This window comes from Nostoc sp. CALU 546 (genome assembly GCF_048836525.1).
This window is the reverse complement of record NZ_JAWJTF010000064.1, coordinates 14,897-36,674: the sequence shown is the minus strand read 5'-3', so window position 1 is coordinate 36,674 and position 21,778 is coordinate 14,897. Positions and strand designations below refer to the sequence as shown.

Annotated in this window: 9 protein-coding genes; 2 read left to right on the top strand and 7 right to left on the bottom strand. The window is 39.0% G+C overall.

The annotated features are described in order from the left end of the window. Positions 1–932 precede the first annotated feature (932 nt). The gene (locus RRG12_RS26655) at positions 933–2,330 is read left to right on the top strand and encodes a choice-of-anchor Q domain-containing protein (RefSeq protein WP_420761256.1); all 1,398 of its coding nucleotides are present in this window, start codon (positions 933–935) and stop codon (positions 2,328–2,330) included. A gap of 151 nt (positions 2,331–2,481) precedes the next feature. Here RRG12_RS26655 and RRG12_RS26650 read toward each other — a convergent pair whose 3' ends face one another. The 7 genes from RRG12_RS26650 to RRG12_RS26620 form a co-directional block, all read right to left on the bottom strand. Beyond that, positions 2,482–4,728 carry a GumC family protein gene (locus RRG12_RS26650; RefSeq protein WP_069072693.1) on the bottom strand — a complete coding sequence of 749 codons (2,247 nt, stop codon included), beginning with the start codon at positions 4,726–4,728 and terminating at the stop codon, positions 2,482–2,484. A 521-nt stretch (positions 4,729–5,249) separates the two neighbouring features. Continuing rightward, entirely contained in the window at positions 5,250–6,443 is a 1,194-nt protein-coding gene (locus RRG12_RS26645) for a glycosyltransferase family 4 protein (RefSeq protein ID WP_069072692.1), read from the bottom strand. Between the two features lie 169 nt (positions 6,444–6,612). Next, complete coding sequence (locus RRG12_RS26640) at positions 6,613–7,716, bottom strand: glycosyltransferase family 4 protein (protein WP_420761255.1); 1,104 nt, start codon at positions 7,714–7,716, stop codon at positions 6,613–6,615. Between the two features lie 35 nt (positions 7,717–7,751). Continuing rightward, entirely contained in the window at positions 7,752–8,987 is a 1,236-nt protein-coding gene (locus tag RRG12_RS26635) for an O-antigen ligase family protein (protein WP_420761254.1), read from the bottom strand. A gap of 776 nt (positions 8,988–9,763) precedes the next feature. Beyond that, positions 9,764–10,861 carry a glycosyltransferase family 4 protein gene (locus RRG12_RS26630; protein WP_420761253.1) on the bottom strand — a complete coding sequence of 366 codons (1,098 nt, stop codon included), beginning with the start codon at positions 10,859–10,861 and terminating at the stop codon, positions 9,764–9,766. Between the two features lie 71 nt (positions 10,862–10,932). Then, the gene (locus RRG12_RS26625; RefSeq protein ID WP_420761252.1) at positions 10,933–12,327 is read right to left on the bottom strand and encodes an oligosaccharide flippase family protein; all 1,395 of its coding nucleotides are present in this window, start codon (positions 12,325–12,327) and stop codon (positions 10,933–10,935) included. A gap of 228 nt (positions 12,328–12,555) precedes the next feature. Continuing rightward, the gene (locus RRG12_RS26620) at positions 12,556–13,998 is read right to left on the bottom strand and encodes a sugar transferase (protein ID WP_420761251.1); all 1,443 of its coding nucleotides are present in this window, start codon (positions 13,996–13,998) and stop codon (positions 12,556–12,558) included. A gap of 1,737 nt (positions 13,999–15,735) precedes the next feature. Between RRG12_RS26620 and RRG12_RS26615 the strand changes: the two genes are divergently transcribed. Beyond that, the gene (locus RRG12_RS26615; protein ID WP_420761250.1) at positions 15,736–21,654 is read left to right on the top strand and encodes an amino acid adenylation domain-containing protein; all 5,919 of its coding nucleotides are present in this window, start codon (positions 15,736–15,738) and stop codon (positions 21,652–21,654) included. Positions 21,655–21,778 lie beyond the last annotated feature (124 nt).

The window sequence follows — 21,778 nt, the reverse complement described above, 5'->3', positions numbered from 1 at the left end:
CTAACAAACAGCAAGTTTTCTGGCGGGGTCTAAATCCCAGCCCTTTCAATGCGTTCATTTGTACTATATTTTTGGACTCTCCATTAATCCTTGCTATATAGTCCTTACGAGATTTTCTGGCACAAAATGCACGAATCAAAGACACCATATTTTGATTGTCTTTGATATTGCGATCGCCTTGAATAACATCGATAGCCTCAAGTCATAACTTGATATCCTACACAGTGTAAGGGTTTCAGCCTTTAAAGTAGTTTATTAGTTCGCATTGAAAGGGTTGAGTCTAAATCTATATTGCAAAACTTGATTGCGAATTACATTAGCGAGACCTTGAGCGTGATTACGAATTACGAATTATTTTAAGTAGTATTGCTCATTGACAAATGCTTTAGACATTAACAATTCTTAATATGCATTGACAGGCTTTTGAAAACTTTGTTGTAGGTACTTAGATTTCTTATGATAATGAGAATGGTTTAGAAAATAGAGGCGCTAAAAGCTACTATATTCGTTGTTTTATCTATTCAATGATTCTTATTATCATAAGAAATATTTAAGTAAATTAACTTATTGATGACAGATATACTATCTTAACCAAAGATACCGCGTATACACAGTAGAATGATGTCGAATTGGAAATGACGCCATTTGTACGGTTGCTTAGTGTCCATTAATGGAGTAGCTGTGGATACTGATAAATTTTATTCAGTATTTTTACCAAATAGCTGCCATTTTTGGAAACACAAGCTGAAAAGGCAGTTCAGCCATATTTACGCGAAAATTCGCAGGTGCAAACCTAAAAAAGCGTGTATAAACTTACAAATGGCAGTTATACGACCGTATCCAATACTGAGTTACTGAACATTACTTAACTAAGGCTAGAGTTACTGACCGTTGACGATTGAGTATTTTGCAACATACCCTATTTTTTCCCTATGATGATTCATGGTTTCGGTTTTTTAAGTTTGAGCGCATCTCTTGTGCTTCCCTGGGCATTAACAGGTTTGGTTCCAGGAGAGAAAATAACAGAGTCTTTAGTTAAAGATGTTCGTCAGTCTCCCACTGATCAAGCAATGCCACTACCTAGTCGTAAGTTGATCAGCCAGACTTCAACTGCGACAACATACTATGTTAGTGTTAGCGGAAATGACAAAAATAGCGGACGCACTACCTCATCTGCCTTTAGGACAATTCAGAGGGCGGCAAATCTTACCAACCCTGGCGACAGAGTATTGATTATGAATGGAGAATACAAAAATACAGGGGGAAATGGGAGTGTCGTAAATATAAGACGTTCTGGAAGAGCAAATGCATGGATTAAGTATCAAGCATATCCTGGACATTTCCCAAAAATTCGGCACAATACATGGAATGGTATCCTATTGTCAAATGGAGTTTCATATATTGAGATCGACGGGCTAGAGGTCATAGGGAACAATGCAAACATAACCCTTTCTTATGCATTAAGTCAGAAGACTAATGGATCAAATCCGCTTACAAACGGAAGCTGCATAAGTATTGACGGACGCAATAGTTCTGTTCGTCACATAAATATTCTAAACAACAAAGTGAATAACTGTGGAGGAGCAGGTATCTCAGTAATCTCCGCTGATTATGTGAAGATTGATAATAACACAGTGTTCAATAACGCCTGGTACAGTATGTATGGTACCAGCGGTATTTCGTTCTTGAAGAGTCGGAATACTGACAACAACCAGGGATACAAGATGTTCGTGACTAATAACAGGGTCTACAACAATCGCAATTACGTTCCCTGGGCTCAACGTGGAATTATCACAGACGGTAATGGCATTATTATCGATCTTTCAAAACAGGGTCCAAATGGTGCATATAGAGGACGGACTTTAATTGCAAACAATATTAGCTACAGGAATGGCGGTTCAGGTATTCATGCCCATGAAAGTGAGCATATCGATATTGTCAACAACACAGCATATTTGAATCAGCAAAGTCCAGAACTGTCAAAAAAAGGGCAAGTCTATGCTGGTTATTCAAATAATATCAGGATTTACAATAACCTTGTTTATGGTGTTGCTGGCAAAAATGTGAACAGCAGCTACATGAATAAAAACGTCACTTATAACTACAATCTTTACCCCAATGGTTCAGTGATCGATGCGAAGGCGAGGGGAGCTAACGATATTATTGCAGATCCACAGTTTCAAAATGCCCCAAATGGTGACTTTAGACTCAAAGGAACGAGTCCGGCGATCAACAGGGGTTACAATTGGAAGGATTTGAAAACTGATCATGCCGATAACCCTCGTCCTGCTGGTGGTGCATATGATATTGGGGCATACGAAATTAGGTAACCGTAATAACATGTCCTGCTATCTGTCCATAGTTCTTTCAGACTGAAGTCTACGGTTACACAAAATAAGAAGCCTGCTTTCGCAGGCTTCTTATTTTATGGATAATTAAACATTATGGTGTTCTAATTCACTTGTGAGACAAAATCCTAATTTATACAGAGCTTTTGTCTGGAATACGTTTTTGTCGCTTAACCGCTTTTGTCAAATCTTGATAAGTAAAGTATTCTTTCGCATGGTTGAAATAACTACTAGATTCGTTTTTATCAATGAGACCATTCACAACTAAACCTAAAACGTTGTGACTGGATCTCTCTAACATTTCTTGAGCAGCAGCTGCACTGTTAGAATCAATTACCCCAGGTCGAGCGACTAACAAAATCCCATCAGTCATTTGGCTTAAAGTCAAGGCATCGGCTGCTAAAAGGAGGGGAGGAGCATCAATAATGACAAAATCATAGTTATCTTGAGATGAGAAATTCTCAATTAGTGATGCCATCCGCTTTGAGTCAAGCAAGGCAAGTGGGTTAGGAGGTCTAACTCCAGCAGTTAAAACATCAAGGCTATCCATTACCTTGGATACGGCAATGTCAAATTCAGCCTGACCTACAAGAACCTCACTCAAACCAACTGCATTGGTTAGTTGCCATAGATGATGCTGAGAAGGAACTCGCATATCTGCATCAATTAGTAAAACTTTACGTCCTAGTTGAGCGATCGCTGCCGCCAAATTAGCTGAAACTGTAGACTTGCCTTCTTTCGGAACTGCGCTAGTTACCACAATAGTTTTGAGCACTTTATCTGAACTCAGGAATTTCAGATTGGCTTGAATCATCCGGTACATTTCGCTGGTTAAAGAGTGAGGTGTATCCCTGACGGCGATTGTTTGAACTGTTGATTCTGTATCTGAATAACGGGAGCGAAGCTTCTTAACAGACAAAGGAACAATGCCCAGCAAAGTATATCCAAATATATCTCTAACTTCTTTAAGTGTTTTTAGAGATCTATCTCTCATAGCCAGTAAGAGGATAGTTGTTGTGGCAAAAAATAAACCGAACATCACTCCCAGCACCAAAACAATTATTTTTTTGCCTGCTACTGGATCTTTTGGCACTAAAGCCTGAGCAATAATCCGGGAACTAGCTGTATTTGTATTCTCAACTAACTGTAATTCTTGAACCTTTTTCAATAGAGTTTGATAGGTCGATTCTGCAACTTCAACTTTCCGTTCTAATTCCCGCTGATTTTGTGCCAACTGGGGTATGAGTTTCACCCGCTGTTCGTAGGTAGAACGAGAATTATATAGAGAAGAGAGTCTTTGAGTTAACCCAAAGCGCTGTATTTCTGACTGGAGAAAATTTTGTATCAGGTTTTGTCTAAGTTCCCCAATCTGCAACAGGCTCTGAGGAACTGGTGCTTGATTGCCAATAGTCTGACCAATTTGCTGTTGCAAGAGAGAATTTAAACTAGCTTTTCTTGCTTCTAAGTTAATAATTACGGGGTTGTCATCTAGAAAACGGCTACGCTCAACCGCTAGCTGCCGATCGGTTTCTTGAAGTTGTGTAAGGACTCCCTGTACTGCCGGTGACTGGCTGAGGGCACTCACTGCGATCGCTTCCTGAGAATTTAGCTCTACTTTCTGACGGAGTTGATTGGTTTGGGCATTTACCTCATTTAATTGAGCTTTAACACTATTCATCTCATTATCTAGATTTCCAATAGTCGCAACGGCTGACCTTGTCTCCTCTGATAAATCTGCAATCTGATGCTTCTGCTTAAATATACGTAGCGCTACTTCTGCATTATTAACAGCAGCTTGGGTTTTAGGAAGCTGCTTGGCCATAAATTGACGAGCTGCTGCTGCCTCAGAGCGATTTGTCAGAATATCATTTTCTAAATAAAAATTCATTATTGTGTTGACCACTGCCGCTGCTTCTTCGGGGTCAGAACTGCTATAGCTAATTAGCAATACATCTGTCCCACCAATAATTTTTAGATTCAGGGCTTTTTTTAGAGCTTGTACCTCTAGAGGTATACCTTCGTTGTCTTTGAGTTGTAATTTATCTATTGTCCGCTGCAATAACTTGGGGGAAGTAATAACTTCTATCTGACTGCTTATAGGATTTTGAGTTGCTACCAATGGTTTCAAATCTCCTGAGTCTCCTCCTTCAGAGGAACCAGGCGAAAGATTAGTTCCTGCTACCTTAAAAGAGGGAAGTCTGAATAACAGTTTTCCTTCTGCTTCATAATCTGGCTTCATAAACCTTGTAGATACAGCACTCAGAATCACTGTAGCCACAAATATGCTGACAGCCGGTAACCACCAACGCTTCAATATCAACAAGTAACGATTAAGGTCTAAATCAATAGATTCTCTAGATTCCATAGATTTTTCTGACATAAATCTTCCAAAGTACAGGTCTTAAACAAGAAACTAAAAATTGACTTAGAGCAATCACATAAGCAGTTGCAATTGACAATACTGATATTATTTTACAATATGACAATAGTATAGACTATTTAAGTTAAAAATTTAGTTTCAATTTGGGTACAAATATGCAACAGTGTTCCATACCCCATTATTAAGCAAAAGCGTTAGTAAATTTGGGATTTGAGGTGAGTTAACGGTGTCCTAACTATACTGCATTAGCAAAAATAAACCCTTTAGCAGCAGGATGTTCAATTAAAAACCTTTGCCAGTCATTAGCCATTATTATGAAAATTTATTTCTTGATTATCAAAAGCTTAAATTGTTTCCTCGAATATTATATTGCTCTACCCCTTATCAAATAAACATGTTAACCAAAAATTCCTAAGCCCAAGTAAAAAACGGGCAGTCTAGTCAGGTTGTGATTTTTGACCATAAACATCCACTCATTACTCAGCCCCACTTAACAGTGATTCTGAAATTTAAAGTAGCTACTAACTTTGCAAAATTTTATCATAAGCCTCTAACAGTTTAGGAGCTTGATATTTCCACTCAAGAATCTCCTCCATTCTGCGTCGTCCCTCTGCTCCTATCTTTTCTCTACATTCAGGAGAATCCAGAAGTTCCAGAATTTTCTCAGCAAATTCCACCTCATCATTAGGCTTGGCATAGAGAGATGCTTCCTGTGCAGAACGTCTTCCCTCTCGCAAATCAAACTGGACAATTGCTTTTCCCATCGCCATATATTCGAGGATTTTATTCATGGTGCAGTTTTCGTTATAAGTAGATGTTGGAGAAGGCTCTACACACACGTCGCAACTGGAGAGCCGTTCTAAAAGTTCTTCCCCTTGCTTAAACCCTGTAAATTCTACGAAATCAGTCACTTCTAACTCTTTAGATAAAGCCTTAAGTTTTTCAATTGCAGGTCCACTACCGATTAGCATAAAGTGAATATCGGAGCGATTTTTTTTCTTAACAATGTAATACACCATTCTCAGGAGATAATCAATTCCCTCTGGTTCGCCCATGACACCCATGTACCCTATTAAGTAGTTTTTACCTCTACGGTAATTAGGGTTTGGAGGCATTCGGCGAAAGCGTGAAAGGTCAGGTGCACTACGAACTACAAAGACCTTCTCTGATTTCTTGTGCCCGCGATTCAGAGCAACCTCTCGATGTGACTCGTTCGTTGAGATTACAATATCTGCTGTGGCATAGGTCAAGCGTTCAGCCCAGCGTAATCCATGATAAAAGATATCACGCCGTTGATACTTAGCTTCATACATCTCCGGACTGAGATCATGATGATCAAAAATAACCCGTATACCATGAAATAATTTAAACCATCCTGCTACTAAGAAAAGTAAATCCGGTGGATTACAAATATGTATGACATCAAAACCACGCTCTCGCCATACCCTTTTAGCTAAACGGAATTGCCAGTTAATCGCCCAACTGTACTCTCGAAGATAGCCAATGACTGAACTTTCTTCCGGTGGTAGAGGATGACGGTAAATGTGAATCTGCTCAATTACTTCATAGTCTTTGTCAAAACCATTACCTGTCGGTGAAATTATAGCAACTTCATACCCAGCTTTTTGCAAAGTAATTGCTTCCATCCATACCCGCCGATCAAAGGGAACTGGCAGATTTTCAACGATAATTAGTACTTTTGTAGGTGATGCCATAATAGTCTCAATTCTTAATGAGTTTAACAAAACACTGACTTGTAAATTATAAAATCTGCCTTTTTGAATAACTTTTAGTCATACCTGACAAAACTGGGCTGAATAAACTGCACATCTGCATATTCATGGCTTTCAGTCTTGCAGTTGCTGAATATTTACACTCACATTATTAACTATCTGAATTTAATACTGAACGATATAAGTTAAGGAAGGAAACCCAGTGATTTTTGATATCGAGACCAAAAACACTTGTTCTGGCCTTAGATCCTAGAGAAAGCCTCAAAGCCTCATTTTCAATTAAAGACTTAACAGCATCAGATAACTGCTCAACATTACCTGGATCAACTATTAATCCATTGTCAGATTGAGTAACTATCTCAGGTATACCTCCTACTGGTGTAACTATGACTGGTAACTCCCAAGCCATTGCTTCTAGCATTGCTAATGGAAGACCTTCATTATAAGAAGGCAACACAAAAACATCTGCTTCAGTCAAAAGAATATCACGTTCGTCTGGTCCTATCCAGCCAGGCAATTTTATATAATTTTCTAGATTTAAAGTCGTAACTAAGTTTTGTGCTTGTTCTATGTCTCCATCTCCTGCCATGACCATACTTGATTTATTTTTATGCTCAGTAGGTAAAAGAGAAAAGGCTTTGATCAAATCAAATGCTCCTTTTCGTTGGCCAATTCGTCCTAAAAAAAGTAAGTTTACTTTCTTAGAGACTGAACGGAGTGGAACTTCAGCAGGAATTTTTACTGGATTATAAAAAACTACAACTTGTTCGGGTCTCATTCCAAGGTTTTCTATGTAAAAAGTTTTCCAACTTTCTGATAAGACAACTAAGCGTTGACACTTGCAAAATACCCAACTTAGTAATTGCTGTATCCATTTTGCAAGTTCACCGTAGAAAATATGAAATTGACTACCGTGAGCATGTAGAATTATCGGCTTGTGAAATACCCAAGCTAAAAGTGCCATAATCGCTTGTCGTAAGACACTACCCCGCTGGGAAATTTCCAGTTGAACAATATCGACTTCTTCCCTAATTAACACCCAAAAAAAATTATATATAGCGCTCAAAAATATTATTATTTTGAACGCTGTAGATCCGTCTTGGTGAGTAACAACATGACGAATATTAACTTCATAAGGAGCATATTCCAAAAAAAGTTTTTCGTAATTGGAAATGCCTCCTTGCTGGAGTAAGCTAGGACCTAACAGGAGAATCTTGATAGTTTTAGTTGGACACATATGCTGCACTTTTTCCATAATTGGACTATCTTTGTTTTTTTTGTTTCATGATTTTAATTTTGTTTAATATTTTTTCTCACCGAGAAAGATACAGCCACATAGAGTATCCAATTCAAACTATTGGATTGCAGCAAGGCAGATTCAGTAAGGCTAGCTAAGGCTATATATGTCATATGTATAAGTGGCCAAATATCTAATGCTGTTTTACTACCACGCAGCCGAGCGAATCCTTGCAGATAACTGCGCCAAAATCCTAACAAAAATAGCCCTAACCCTAAAAAACCCAAATCCAGGCAAATAGATAGATAACCATTGTGGGGGTGGGTTGGTACCCATCCGACTATGCGCCAAATATAAGCAGATTCGCCATTCCATCCTTGCCAGAATCCGCCATAACCATAACCAAGCCAAGGATGTCTCCAAATCCTATCTATCACTAATGGCCAAATGTCTGTTCGACCCGTCAGTGTCGAATCTTTACCAACTGAAGTGAACAGGACATCAGAGTTATTGGAAAACCAAAAATAGAAAGTTTGGATGATAGTTGCCACCATTATTAGTGTTGGTATCATAACCTGGTATGGCCAACGCCAAATTTGAAAAGCAAAAAATGCCAATATTAAAATTAATATATTAAGTAGAGATGAAGTGGAAGCGGAAAGTAGTAAGAGCAGTATTGATAAGATAAATCCCCCCCAGAAAAACCAACTGCGTCTTTTGGTTTGATAAGCAAGGATAAAAAAAACTATACTACTAACTACCATCTTGCTTCCCAGACCGTTTTTGTGCACGAATACTCCACGCCACATTGGGCTACCAAGATCGGTCTGTATGCCGTATTTAGGCAAGGCGATAGCAAAAACGAAGCTCAATACTATAATAATTCCAAAGTTCCAAGCAAGTAGATGTAATTGCTCTTTTAAGGTGTATCTGGAGGCAAAATATACACCAAATAAACTGGAATTAACTAGTGTAAAACCATCTTTTAATGTTGTTGATGGCTCGAAAGACCAAGTGACAGAAATAACTGTTAATATGATTAAAGAAAAAAGCCAAATGTCGTTACTTAAGATAAAGAAGTAAAGAGTTTTTTTCCAACGCAGGACTATTAGTAAGAAGGTAACTAAGTATATTAAGAAAAAAATAACCCGAATTAAGGAGCTATCATATTCTACCAAATTATTCTGTCCTGCTCCTCCTGACAGAATGACGTTTAAGATTGCCCCTGAATACAGGAGCAAAGATACAATTGTGAACCCCTGCTCCGCAAAAATTAGTAGTTTTCTCATACAGTAATTTTAAATAGATCGTGAACACTTATCTGTATTTGAAGAAGAATTCAGAAGTCAGAATGGGCTAAACCTTAGCTATCCGCTAACAGGAGTCAGAATAAAGACGCTCGTTCGCGTAGCGTGTCGTAGACAAGACTCGCTAACGCTTCTCTACGAGACGCTAAAAGCGTAGATTGCAACTCTTACAGAGTACGCTATCAGTCGCGGGTCTGAATCCCCGATTGAATTGTTGCACCACCAAATTTTCAATTTAGTGGGGGTGCAAAAACGCCGATTATTCAGACGCTCCTGCGTCGCTAATGCTGCGAAGCACTGCCAGTCATACAGAAAACATTGCTGAATTCTGTTCGATAAAGAATCGAAGGAAAAAACTGGGTGGTTAACAACGAATTTAAACAAGAACTTAACACTGCATAAAATGACTTGCATAAAATATAAAATTGGCGGACAAAATTTTTGCCTTGTAACTAGAGATATTCTAGAGGATCTTGTTCAGGAGCCTAAAGAGTAAGACGAATACAGGTGATTTTCGACTATTTGCTAGGTAAAGGTAGATTTTAGTTAATTTAAGCATCATACTTACGTATTTAAAACGTATTAAGTTAACTTACTAACAAAATACTTGCGTACTTAAAACGTATTATTTTAACTTATGCTGTAATAGCTTAGTTTTTGAATCAAAATTAGCTCCATATTATTGCTCGATATAATCGAATACTTCGTCCTTTTGTTCGCAAGCTATTTATTTAGGATCGCTGTATATTAACTAATATTTATTTTTGCATATTCATTTCTCTATGATAGATTTCGGCTGTTTGAGCGGCAATATTTGACCAATTTAAATCTTGCTGACAACGAGCTAGTGCGGCAGTTTGCATACTTTGTTGCAAGCTGCGATCGCGTAACAAACAAATAATAGCATCCGCTAGAGTTGAAACATCACGGGGTGGAACTAACAAACCATCTTTTTTGTGCTGAACTATCTCACTCAATCCCCCCACATCAGTAGCTACGACCAGCGTTCCCATTCCATAAGACAAGGCTGCCACACCACTTTGAGAGGCTTCGATATATGGCAAAACTGTTACTGTGCTACGTTGAAATAGATTACCTACTTCTTCAAGGGGGATAAACTCATTAATAATCTCGTAGCGTTTTTCATCATAACCATTAGGGAAATACTGGCTAATGTTTCCTCCCCTTCCAGCAATAATCAGCTTGACTTCAGGTATAGATTCAGCAATTAAGGGCATAGCATCAAGCAAATATTTTAATCCCTTATAGGGTAAGATACGTCCAAAAAATAGCAAAGTATATGGCTCACGGACTTGAATATTTTTATTACCTCGACGCTGATACAAACTACCAAGTTCCCCATGAGGTAAAACATTGACTTTCTCTTGAGGTATACGAAATTGTTCAATGAGAATGTTTTTTAGTTGATGAGTATGGACAATCAACTGTTGTGAACGGTAGAAACTAATACGTCTGGTATACTCAGAACCAAACACACTCATATTATCCCCTGGGTGACGAAATACATCGTGGATAGTTGTCACCAATGGCGGCATTTTGTTGAGTAACAAAGTCCAATCGTACCAAGGATCGTTAGTTTCCTGTACATGTAAAACATCTGGCTGTATATCTTTGATGATACGCATCATAGCGCTCATAGACAATAAGTTGCGTGGGTCGCGAATCCGTGGTTTTTTAAAGCTAATGACGCGGATTCTGGAGTCAAGAACATTGCTACAGACATTTGAGACTTTTTCCGGCTGAATTAGCGTTAAATCAACATATTTAACCAGACTGTTTGCTAATTCGATGGTGTAGTCTTCAAAGCAAAAATGTAAGAGAGCAACCTTAATCATAATTAACTTATATTTTAATTTAAATTATTTATTCAACCAACAAATATTAGATGTATTAATAGCAATAGTTTCTACTGGGTTTTTAAAAGCTTATCCCACAAAAAACGGAAACCTCCAAAGGCACGAATACCTAGATAAGTCACAATTAATCCATAGGCACAAGTTGCAATAATTAAAGTGAATATAAAGTCTAAGCTAATTTTTTGCAGTAATACGAATACAGGTAACATCAAAATGCTTACTAGTAATGGCCGGTGCAGAATTCGCCATAAATTTAATGAAAATAGGCGAGTATAGGTGAAGAAAACATACTGGACAAAACCAAGAATAGTCATTAATAATGCCATAATAGCTGCACCTAGCAACTGATATTGGGAAACTAATGCTACACCTCCTAAGCTTCCTAATGTAGTAGTGATAACCACTTCACGTAGATTCACTATCTCGAAACCATTGGCTACAAGTAGATACGAAAGCGACCGTATGAAGGGCAATAATAGCAGTGATGCAGCACTTAAACGAAGGGCTACATTTGCCTGAGCAAAGCTAGCATCATATATAAAAATTAGTATATCTTTGCCAAAAAACAACATCCCTATAAATAAGGGTAATGACATAATTAGTAGGACTTCAATCATATTTTCAGTGATCTGCTTCTGCTTCTCACGTCCTTGATCTACCGCCTTTGAAAGTCTGGGAAACATTGCTGAAATTATACTGTTAGCAATAATCAAAAATGGCTGTAGCAATTGTAATATTCCACCAAATAGACCTACTAAAAACTCATTTCCTAATAATGAAAGAATTAAAATTTGAATTCTACCAGAGACTACAGCTATTGCTTCAATAGCAAAAAATGTCCGAGCGCTTTTAATTGTATTAAATACAAAATCACCATCAATCTGCCATTTTATCTTTACTAATTTTGTTACAAAAATCCATTGAATTACAAGAATTAGTGTTTCTGAAAAAAATAGGATCGCTCCCAGATATTCAATTCCGTATTTCAGTTGCATCGCCCAAATCATTATTATTAGGCGTAAGACATATACTGGAACTGTAGCGATGGCAATCAAATGCATCTTTTCTTGAGCTTGAAAAATTGCCTCAGTTATGTTGGAAAGTGCAAAGGGAATAATCGTTAAGCCCATGATGTAGCAAATAGTCGAGGTTGTGGGATTGTAGGGAAGTAAGAAGACTACAATCACCAATGCCCCATAACTGAAGAAACTAAATATTAATTGCAGCCAGGTACCACTCATTAAATAAACTGGCGTTTTTTGTGGCTCACGGGCTAATTCTCTGGTAAATAATGTCTTGAGACCTTGTGAAGCAATACCCACAAAGATAAAGTAGTAGCTATACGCTAGTAAATACTGACCTAAAGCCTCAGCTCCTAGAGTACGAGCAATAGCAGCAGTTAGCACAAAGGCTGTAATGCTTTGCGCTAACCGATTAACTATCATTGATAGGGAATTACTTATGAATTTGTACTTTTCTACCATTCTAAAATTATTAATCAGCCTATTTTGTTAGCCTATTTTCTTAATTATGAATCACCCATACCTGTAAATATCATGACTTGCAGGCAGTTAATCACTCAGCAAATTAGAAAATCTAAATTTAATGCGTGAAAAACTGCGCTAAAAACTTCAATACTTGTATAAACAAGTAATTATTGCTGTCTGCTGACCTTAGTAGGCACCTTCTTTTTTCAAAACTACCATAACTGTTTTGAGCAGAATTTCAAAGTCTAATCCAAGAGACCAATTTTCAATGTAGTTAAGATCAAGATTTATCACTTGTTCAAAATCTAAAATATCGGAGCGACCTGAGACTTGCCAAAGGCCTGTAATACCAGGTAAAACTTCATGGCGAATAAAATGATGCTCAGAAAACTTATCTACATCTCTAGTAGGTAAAGGGCGAGGTCCTACTATACTCATTTCTCCGAAGATAACATTAAAAAGTTGGGGTAATTCGTCTAAGCTGTAACGACGGAGGAATTTTCCAACACGGGTAATGCGAGGATCATCTTTAATTTTAAAGATAATTCCATCTTTCGTTTCATTTAAAGCTTCTAATTCTTTCTGCAATTTTTCCGCATCAGACCTCATCGTTCTGAATTTCCAGACTTTAAACTGTTGCCCATGTAAACCTATACGGGTTTGTCTGTAAAACACTGTGCCGGAAGAGTCCAGTTTTATAGCTATAGCTATAGCTATATAAATAGGAAATGACAGCATTACAAATAAAGTCGCCAAACAGAAGTCACAACTACGCTTTATCCAAAAATCTTTACCTGTAATTATCGGACAATCCAAGCTCAGACAAGGCATTCCCCCTATCTTGTTAAATTCTACATTTTTATAAATTGGTTTTAATTCCATCGGTAAAATATGTACTTGGATGCCCGATGCTTGAAATAACCAGCACAAAAACATTCTATTTTTTAGAGCATCCCAAGATATAAAAACTTCGGTTACACCTAATTGATTAAGTTGATTCAAGGTTTGCTGACGTTTATATCTGTCTAATGCATTAGCATGTGCAGTTCCAGATACAATGTAGTGCTTTTCTTTTTTGATAAAGCTAGCAATCTGCTCATGATCTTGAGGATCACAAATGATAAAGACAGAAGAACGAACTATTTTTTTCTGCTTACGAAGATATTCAAGAGTAATATTTACAGCGTATCTACCAGTACAAATGAACAATATACTCAGCAACCAAGATAATAAAATTAGTCTTGGGCGCGTAATATCAATAATTGGTTGATACAAAAGACAAACAAGCAGTATTAATCCATGAGCAAAAGTTAGCGATTTGATAATATTAAAATAGTCATAGCGTTTTTGACCTTCTCGATAAATACCTTCGAGAGCTAGCGATCCTATTTGAATCCCAATCGTGATTAAAATTGGTAAATAATTACTAGGTATATTCCAAGCAAAATTCCCATAATCAGATTGATATCCAGCGAAAACCCAAGCTAAGGATAAAAGAGTATAGTCTACTAAAAACAGTGTGATTAATCTTAACCACCACGAACCTTTGCGTACCTTGACCAATGAAGATGCACGTAAATCTAAAGGCACTTCACTCAATTTATTTGTTGCAATGCTTTGATTACTCATAGTTAGTAACAGTTGGTGTAGTTAAAATTTGATGAAAAACTATACAATTGGGCTATCTCACGTTTGACTTTTAAAGAAATCTCTCCTTTATAGTCTACATATTAATCATTTTCTTCAGAGTAACTTTAAGTTCTTGATCAAAAGCATCTTCCAGGATTGGTTTGAGTGTGGCGACTATCCGAAGTCTTAGATTTTTTTGCAGGATAGCATCCAGTGTTTTCTGAAAGTTTTGAGCTTTAATGCCAAGGAAAATATTTGTTGTTGAGCTAAGTTATTGTTAAATACAATTCCTGGCATTTTATAGTAGAGCAGGTAAAGTAAAAATATTAAAATTTTTAAGGTAGGTAATAAATAGTTGGGCTTAGTGATTGCAGATTATTGCTTCCAGAGTAGAGATACAATGATATCTCTTTACGAATTACTGTAGCATATCTACTTATACTGACTCAGTTCTGCTTAGAACAGGTTTTGTTTTTTTACGCATAATTACTGATTAACAAAACTTACACACATAACATATAACGAAATGCATCAAAAGTTTGACAATTGTTACAAAGCTTAACATAAATAAACATCGTGGCTGAACTTAGGTCAGCTTCATGGGCATCTCTAGATAATTGGTCACAGACTAGTGAAAATAAATTCTAATAACTGGAAGTAGAATTAGCAATGTGTGGTTTATGTTAGTCTTGTCAAATCTGCATTCTAGACATTTTTGCCTCCTGATAAAGAGTTATTTTTTCTGACATATTTTGGACTGTTATGATCTTGATTATTAAAAAAATTAGACCTTTCGCACAGTAGTATTACCATAAAACAATCAACGCTGGATTTGCTGCAAGTCTTTAATTTTTAGCCAAAGAGCTTGAATGGGTGTTTGCTGGGAGAAGAAGTAAAGATTTATTCTGTATCTTAGGTTACACTGTCATGGGTGTGAAATCCATGTGCAAGGTTTTAGCTTTATGTATGCTTTATATATAGTGAGATGAAACTCACTTGACGATAGGTTCACTGAGTCAGCATCCAAAAATGTAACTATCTAAAGAAAGATAAACGAGGCTAAAACCCTCTTTTTTCCTATTTTCAGCCTCTTTGAAGTTTCTATGCCTGTGTCGGGCTATGCAAACACAGGAAGCCCGCGCTCTAACTTCTCTCTGGCTCCTATCTGATTACAATGACAAATCTTTACACTGATTTACTTAACTATTTTAGCAAATCACAATTATAGCTTTACACGATTTTTACATATGCAGAAGCACAATGAAGATTTGGTAATAATTATTTTTTCTCTCAGTAGTTTTTTATAAAAAAGGATAGAGTCTCTTCAGTATTGAATTTTACCTATTGTAATTTGATAAAGAAACAAAAAACTATGTTTCAACTATTGAACTAAAGTAAATTAGCCAATATAAAGTCTTATCTGTGTTTCTAGTTAATAATTTAAGATTAAGAATATGAGAATTATTATGTTTATTGTCAATCAATTTGCTAGACCTTTAAATACCTGTTTTATTTGAAGATGTATATGAACACTTATTGCTAAAAAGCAGAGCTGGTATGTTTTAGAGAAAGCAAACTACACACATTGACCTGCTCTGAAGGCTATCTAGGCTTTGTTTCTGAGCCAGTAGCTTCTACTCTGAAGGATTTGTGTTCAGCTTCAGTTGGTATAAACAAATATACAATAAATAATAAAATAAAAAAGTGGCATTTCCTGATGGAGTTGATATATAGAAAATGCAGATAAGTAGCCAGACTTCAGATTATAAGCAAAATATTCCGTCAGATAGCTTAACTCACATCATCGATACTCAAGTTCTACAGGAATGGAATGATACCCAAGTCGTTCATCATCAGGCTCTATGCATCCATCAAATGTTTGAGATGCAAGTGGAGCGATCGCCCCAAGGCATTGCTGTAGTATATGAAAATACACAACTTACTTATCAGCAGTTAAACCAGCGGGCGAATCAATTAGCGCACCACCTACGTACTTTAGGTGTTGGGCCTGATGTACTTGTGGGCATTTGCCTGGAGCGCTCCTTGGAGATGATCGTAGGGCTACTGGGAATTCTGAAAGCTGGAGGTGCTTATGTGCCTTTAGATCCAACATATCCCTCAGAACGTTTAGCTTTCATCTTGGAAGACACCCAAACACCAGTATTGTTAACCCAAGAGAAATTGGTCAAGAACTTGCCACCGCATCAGGCGCAAGTAATTTGTCTGGACTCAAACTGGCAAGGGAATATCCCATACAATCAAGAAAATCCTGTAAATGAAACGACGGCTGATAATCTCATCTATGTAATCTACACATCTGGTTCTACAGGACAGCCCAAAGGTGTAATGATCCCTCACCGTGGGATTTGCAATCAACTCCACTGGAAGCAAACAACCTTTGGATTAACTCACGCAGACAAAGTTTTACTGACTATTTCTTTTAGTTTCGACCCTTCAGTGTGGCAGATATTCTGGCCATTGTGCTTTGGAGGGCAGTTATTCATGGCTTGTCCTGGTGGACATAAAGACCCTGCCTACCTTGTGGAGGTAATTACTGAGCAGCAAATCACCATTTTGGCCTTAGTACCTTCCATCCTCCGTGTCTTACTGGAAGAGAAGGGAATTGAGAATTGCCAATTTCTTAGACACATAATCTGCGGTGGTGAAGCTTTACCTGGCGAACTCATAGAACGTTTCTTTGCTCAATTGAATTTGGATAATGTTCTACATAATTGTTATGGCCCGACAGAAGCTTCCATTGATACCACTTTCTGGACTTGCCAACGCGGCACTAATTACACCATTGCTCCTATTGGTCGCCCGATAACTAATGCAGAGATTCACATCCTCGATGAAAACTTACAGTCAGTGCCCGTTGGTGAATCAGGTGAACTGCATATAGGCGGTATTGGTTTGGCGCGAGGCTATCTTAACCGTCCAGAATTGACCACAGAGAAGTTCATTGTCAACCCTTTTAACTATGAACCTGGGGCACGTCTTTACAAAACTGGGGACTTGGGGCGTTATTTGAGCGATGGTAATATCGAATTCCTTGGTCGGATTGACTACCAAGTAAAGATTCGTGGCTTCCGTATTGAATTGGGAGAAATTGAAGCCAGATTAGGTCAACATCCGGCACTGACACAGGCTTTAGTTATAGCCAGAGAAGATGTTCCTGGGGACAAGCAACTCGTGGCATATATTGTTGCTAGTCCAGAGCAAATTCCTAGTCAGGTTGAATTGCGTCGCTTTTTGGAAGGTCAACTGCCTGAATACATGGTGCCCGCTTCCTTTGTATTTTTGGACACCTTGCCACTAAATCCCAACGGGAAAATAGACCGTCAGGCTTTACCAGCACCGGATACATTTGCTCTTAGTCTATCAACTAACTTTGTTCCACCTCAGAATCCTAGAGAAGAAGTCTTAGCTACCATCTGGGCAAAAGTTTTGCGGCTGGAACAAGTAGGCATCCACGACAATTTTTTTGAATTGGGAGGTCATTCACTGCTGGCCACTCAAGTAATGTCTAGGGTTCGTCAAGCCTTTCGGATAGAAATACCGTTGCAACTTTTGTTTGAGAATCCCACGATCGCTACTTTAGCTCAAGCGCTCGCCCAAAATCAGACTCAAGAAAATGATCCCCAAAATCAGACTATTCCCCAAGTAGCCAACCGCGAGTCAGCCCCTTTATCCTTTGCTCAACAGCGAGTGTGGTTTTTGCAGCAGTTGCAACCCAACAGCCGAGCATATATCGTCTCAAATGCACAGCGCTTAACAGGTAAGTTAAATGCAGATATATTACAAAAGTCACTAGATGCGATCGTTATCCATCATGAAGCACTGCGAACAAACTTCATCTCATCACTTGATGGTAGTCCCATACAAGTAATTGGCACGCCTCGGCCAGTGGAACTCAAGGTAATTGAGGTAACACAGGAGCAAGTGGAATGTCTGCTAAACCAAGAGGCGCAACGCCCCTTCAACTTAGAAACTGACTTGATGCTGCGAGCTACATTGCTCCAAATAGACGAACAACAGCATGTACTCCTGTTAGTCATGCACCACATCGCCTCAGATGGGTGGTCAATAGGTATTCTCTGGCAGCAGTTAGCAGCTGTTTATGAAGCCTTGTTGAGTGGTAAGCCTTCTCCCCTGGCAAAATTGCCCATTCAGTATGCCGATTTTGCTGTCTGGCAACACCAATGGCTATCGAATGAAATACTTTCTAGCCAAATCAACTACTGGAAAACCCAGTTAGCAGGTGCTAATACTGTATTAGAATTACCAACCGACCGACCACGGCCACCAGTTCAAACTTACCAGGGAACAGTGCAATCCCTGATGCTACCCCAAACCCTGAGTGCATCGCTAAAAAAACTCTCGCATCAGCAGGGTGTCACCCTATTCATGACATTGCTGGCGGCTTTTGGGACAACACTGCACCGCTACACTGGGCAAGAAGATATTCTCATTGGTTCTCCGATTGCTGGTCGCAACCAAGTTGAAACCGAAGGCTTGATTGGGTTCTTTGTCAATACCTTAGCCATACGTACTAACCTTTCAGGCAACCCAAGTTTCCGGCAGTTACTTAGTCAAGTTCGAGAAGTAACACTAGGAGCTTATGCTCACCAAGACCTGCCCTTCGAGAAGCTAGTAGAAGAACTACAGCCAGAACGAAATCTGAGCCATTCACCGCTGTTTCAGGTAATGTTTGCCTTCCACAACACTCCAAGGGAAGTTTGGGAACTTCCGGGATTGAACATTACCCCTTTAGAAATCCATAACGGCGGAGCAAAGTTCGATCTCACCCTCGATCTGGAAGAAACTTCAGAGGGGATCAAAGGTGGAATTGAATACAACACAGATTTATTCGATGCTACAACTATTGCTCGAATGCTAGGGCATTTCCAAACTTTACTTGAAGGTATTGTTGCCAATCCAGAACAGCATATTTCAGATTTACCTCTGTTAACCGCAGCCGAACAGCATCAGCTACTAGGAGAGTGGAATAATACTGAAGCTGACTATGATTTATCTCAATGTCTGCACCAGTTATTTGAAGCGCAGGTAGAGAAAACACCAGATGCGATCGCTGTAAAATTTGCAGAAAAGCATCTTACCTACAATGAGCTAAATTGTCGCGCCAATCAGCTAGCAAACTACTTGCAAACCTGTGGAGTCCAGCCAGATGTACTCGTAGCCATTTGTGTTGAGCGTTCCTTAGAAATGGTTGTCGGATTGTTAGGGATTCTCAAGGCTGGTGGCGCTTATGTACCTCTTGATCCCGAATATCCTCAAGAGCGAATAGCATATATGCTAGAGGATTGTCAAGCCCCAGTGCTGCTCACCCAAAGTAATTTAGTGGAGCATCTACCCGGAAAAACTCAGAAAATTTGCTTGGATACCGACTGGGAAACAATCTTACAACAAAGCGATCGCAATCCCAATTCCAGCGTCAAGCCTCTGGATCTAGCTTATGTAATTTACACCTCTGGTTCCACCGGCAAACCAAAGGGCGCAATGAACACCCATCGGGGAATTTGCAATCGCTTACTGTGGATGCAAGACGCTTACCAACTAAATGCAACTGATAGCGTTCTACAAAAAACGCCTTTTAGTTTCGACGTTTCCGTTTGGGAGTTTTTCTGGCCCCTATTGACAGGGGCGCGTTTAGTGATGGCTCAACCAGGCGGACAGCGAGATGCAACTTACTTAATCAACACCATCGCCCAAGAGGAAATTACAACACTGCATTTTGTACCCTCCATGTTGCAGATATTTCTAGAAACCAAAGGGCTAGAACGTTGCAAATCTTTAAAACGGGTATTTTGTAGTGGCGAAGCCTTACCAGTTGACCTTCAGGAGCGGTTTTTTGAGCGGATGGGATGTGAACTACACAACCTTTATGGCCCTACCGAAGCAGCAATTGATGTCACATTTTGGCAGTGTCAAACAGAGAGTAACTTAACAAGTGTACCGATTGGGAGAGCGATCGCTAACACTCAACTTTATATCCTCGACTCCCATTTACAACCAGTTCCCTTGGGTGCGAAAGGCGAACTTTATATTGGTGGTGTCGGAGTTGCTACAGGTTATCTCAACCGTCCAGACTTAACAGCCGAGCGATTTATTTCTCATCCCTTTAACAACGGTGAAAAGCTTTACAAAACTGGAGACTTAGCCCGCTATCTTCCCGATGGCAACATTGAATATATCGGGAGAATTGATCATCAAGTAAAAATTCGTGGCTTTCGCATCGAACTTGGAGAAATTGAAGCTTTACTAGCACAACACCCTGGTATACAGCAAACTGTCGTCACAGCTAGAGTTGATAATCCACAAAACCAGCGACTAGTCGCCTACATCGTTCCTCACCCAGAACAGACACCAACCACAGACGAACTGCGTCATTTTCTCAAACAAAAATTGCCAGAATATATGGTGCCTAGTGCTTTCGTTTTACTAGACACCCTACCCCTAACCCCCAACGGCAAAATCGACCGCCGCGCTTTACCGGCACCAAACTCAACAAAGCTTGATTCAGAAAACACCTATGTAGCTCCACGTGATGAATTAGAATTCCAACTGACCAAAATTTGGGAACAAATTCTAGGTGTCCAACCCATTGGTGTCAAGGATAACTTCTTTGAGCTAGGAGGACACTCGATATTAGCAGTAAAACTATTTTGGCAAATTGAGAAGACATTTAATAAAAATCTACCTCTTGCAATTCTCTTCCAGTCAGGTACCGTAGAGGCTCTAGCCAAAATAATCTGCCAAGAAGAAGATTTAACAAAAAACTTGGCTTCAGTAAATACCTTGGACAAATCAAAACCTGCCTGGTCATCCCTGGTAGAAATTCAACCCAATGGTTCCAAGCCACCTTTTTTCTGTATTCATGGACTGGGTGGAGAAGTCTTGTGTTTCCGTGAATTGGCAGTGCATCTAGGTTCAGAGCAACCATTCTACGGACTACAGCCACAAGGGTTAGATGAAAAATACCCTTTCCATACGCGGATTGAAGACATGGCAACTCACTATATTCAGGAAATACAGACCCTTCAGCCCAAGGGGCCTTATTTTCTGGGAGGTTATTCTTTTGGAGGTATAGTTGCTTTTGAGATGGCTCAACAACTCCAAGAGCAAGGCGAACAAGTTGGTATTCTAGTTATGCTTGATAGTTGTCGTCCAGGTTATAGCTGGCGGGCATCATTTCTCAAACGAGGTTTTTTGCATTTAAAGAATATGGTTCAACAAGGGCCTAGCTATCTTTGGCAAAAGGCTGTGAAATGGATCTATTGGCGTAAGCGGCATATCCAAAATAAATATAACCGTTACTTGGAAGAGTTACTTAATTTACCTGAGAATGACAAGCACTTAAAGAGTATAGATGCTAATACTCAAGCCGTTAGTGAATATATCTTCTCACCTTACCTTGGTCAAGCTATTCTCTTGCGGACAGAGGATCAGAATCGAAGTGAAGCTATTGGCACACAATACGATCCTCAATTCGGCTGGGGTGACATAGTAACTGGAGAATTAAATATCCATTACCTTCCCGGATCTCACCTTGAAATACTTAAAGAACCCCATGTACAGGTGTTAGCCGAAATATTGGGAAATTGCTTAACTCAGGCGCAGTCTCCAAAGAATTAATTTGAACTTTTGCCTCAATTCAGGATTTCGATGGTACGAACGTCACTCGAAGGGTTTTCGAGACGCGATAAATCGCCGTCTCTACAAGTTTTTTGGTCTTATCTGAACTGTATTGTGGTATGAT

Excerpts from the sequence above, each read along its gene's own strand:
- RRG12_RS26645 (WP_069072692.1), bottom strand. The coding sequence starts at position 6,443 with ATGGCATCACCTACAAAAGTACTAATTATCGTTGAAAATCTGCCAGTT.
- RRG12_RS26620 (WP_420761251.1), bottom strand. The coding sequence starts at position 13,998 with ATGAGTAATCAAAGCATTGCAACAAATAAATTGAGTGAAGTGCCTTTA.
- RRG12_RS26640 (WP_420761255.1), bottom strand. The coding sequence starts at position 7,716 with ATGGAAAAAGTGCAGCATATGTGTCCAACTAAAACTATCAAGATTCTC.
- RRG12_RS26635 (WP_420761254.1), bottom strand. The coding sequence starts at position 8,987 with ATGAGAAAACTACTAATTTTTGCGGAGCAGGGGTTCACAATTGTATCT.
- RRG12_RS26630 (WP_420761253.1), bottom strand. The coding sequence starts at position 10,861 with ATGATTAAGGTTGCTCTCTTACATTTTTGCTTTGAAGACTACACCATC.
- RRG12_RS26615 (WP_420761250.1), top strand. The coding sequence starts at position 15,736 with ATGCAGATAAGTAGCCAGACTTCAGATTATAAGCAAAATATTCCGTCA.
- RRG12_RS26650 (WP_069072693.1), bottom strand. The coding sequence starts at position 4,728 with ATGTCAGAAAAATCTATGGAATCTAGAGAATCTATTGATTTAGACCTT.
- RRG12_RS26655 (WP_420761256.1), top strand. The coding sequence starts at position 933 with ATGATGATTCATGGTTTCGGTTTTTTAAGTTTGAGCGCATCTCTTGTG.
- RRG12_RS26625 (WP_420761252.1), bottom strand. The coding sequence starts at position 12,327 with ATGATAGTTAATCGGTTAGCGCAAAGCATTACAGCCTTTGTGCTAACT.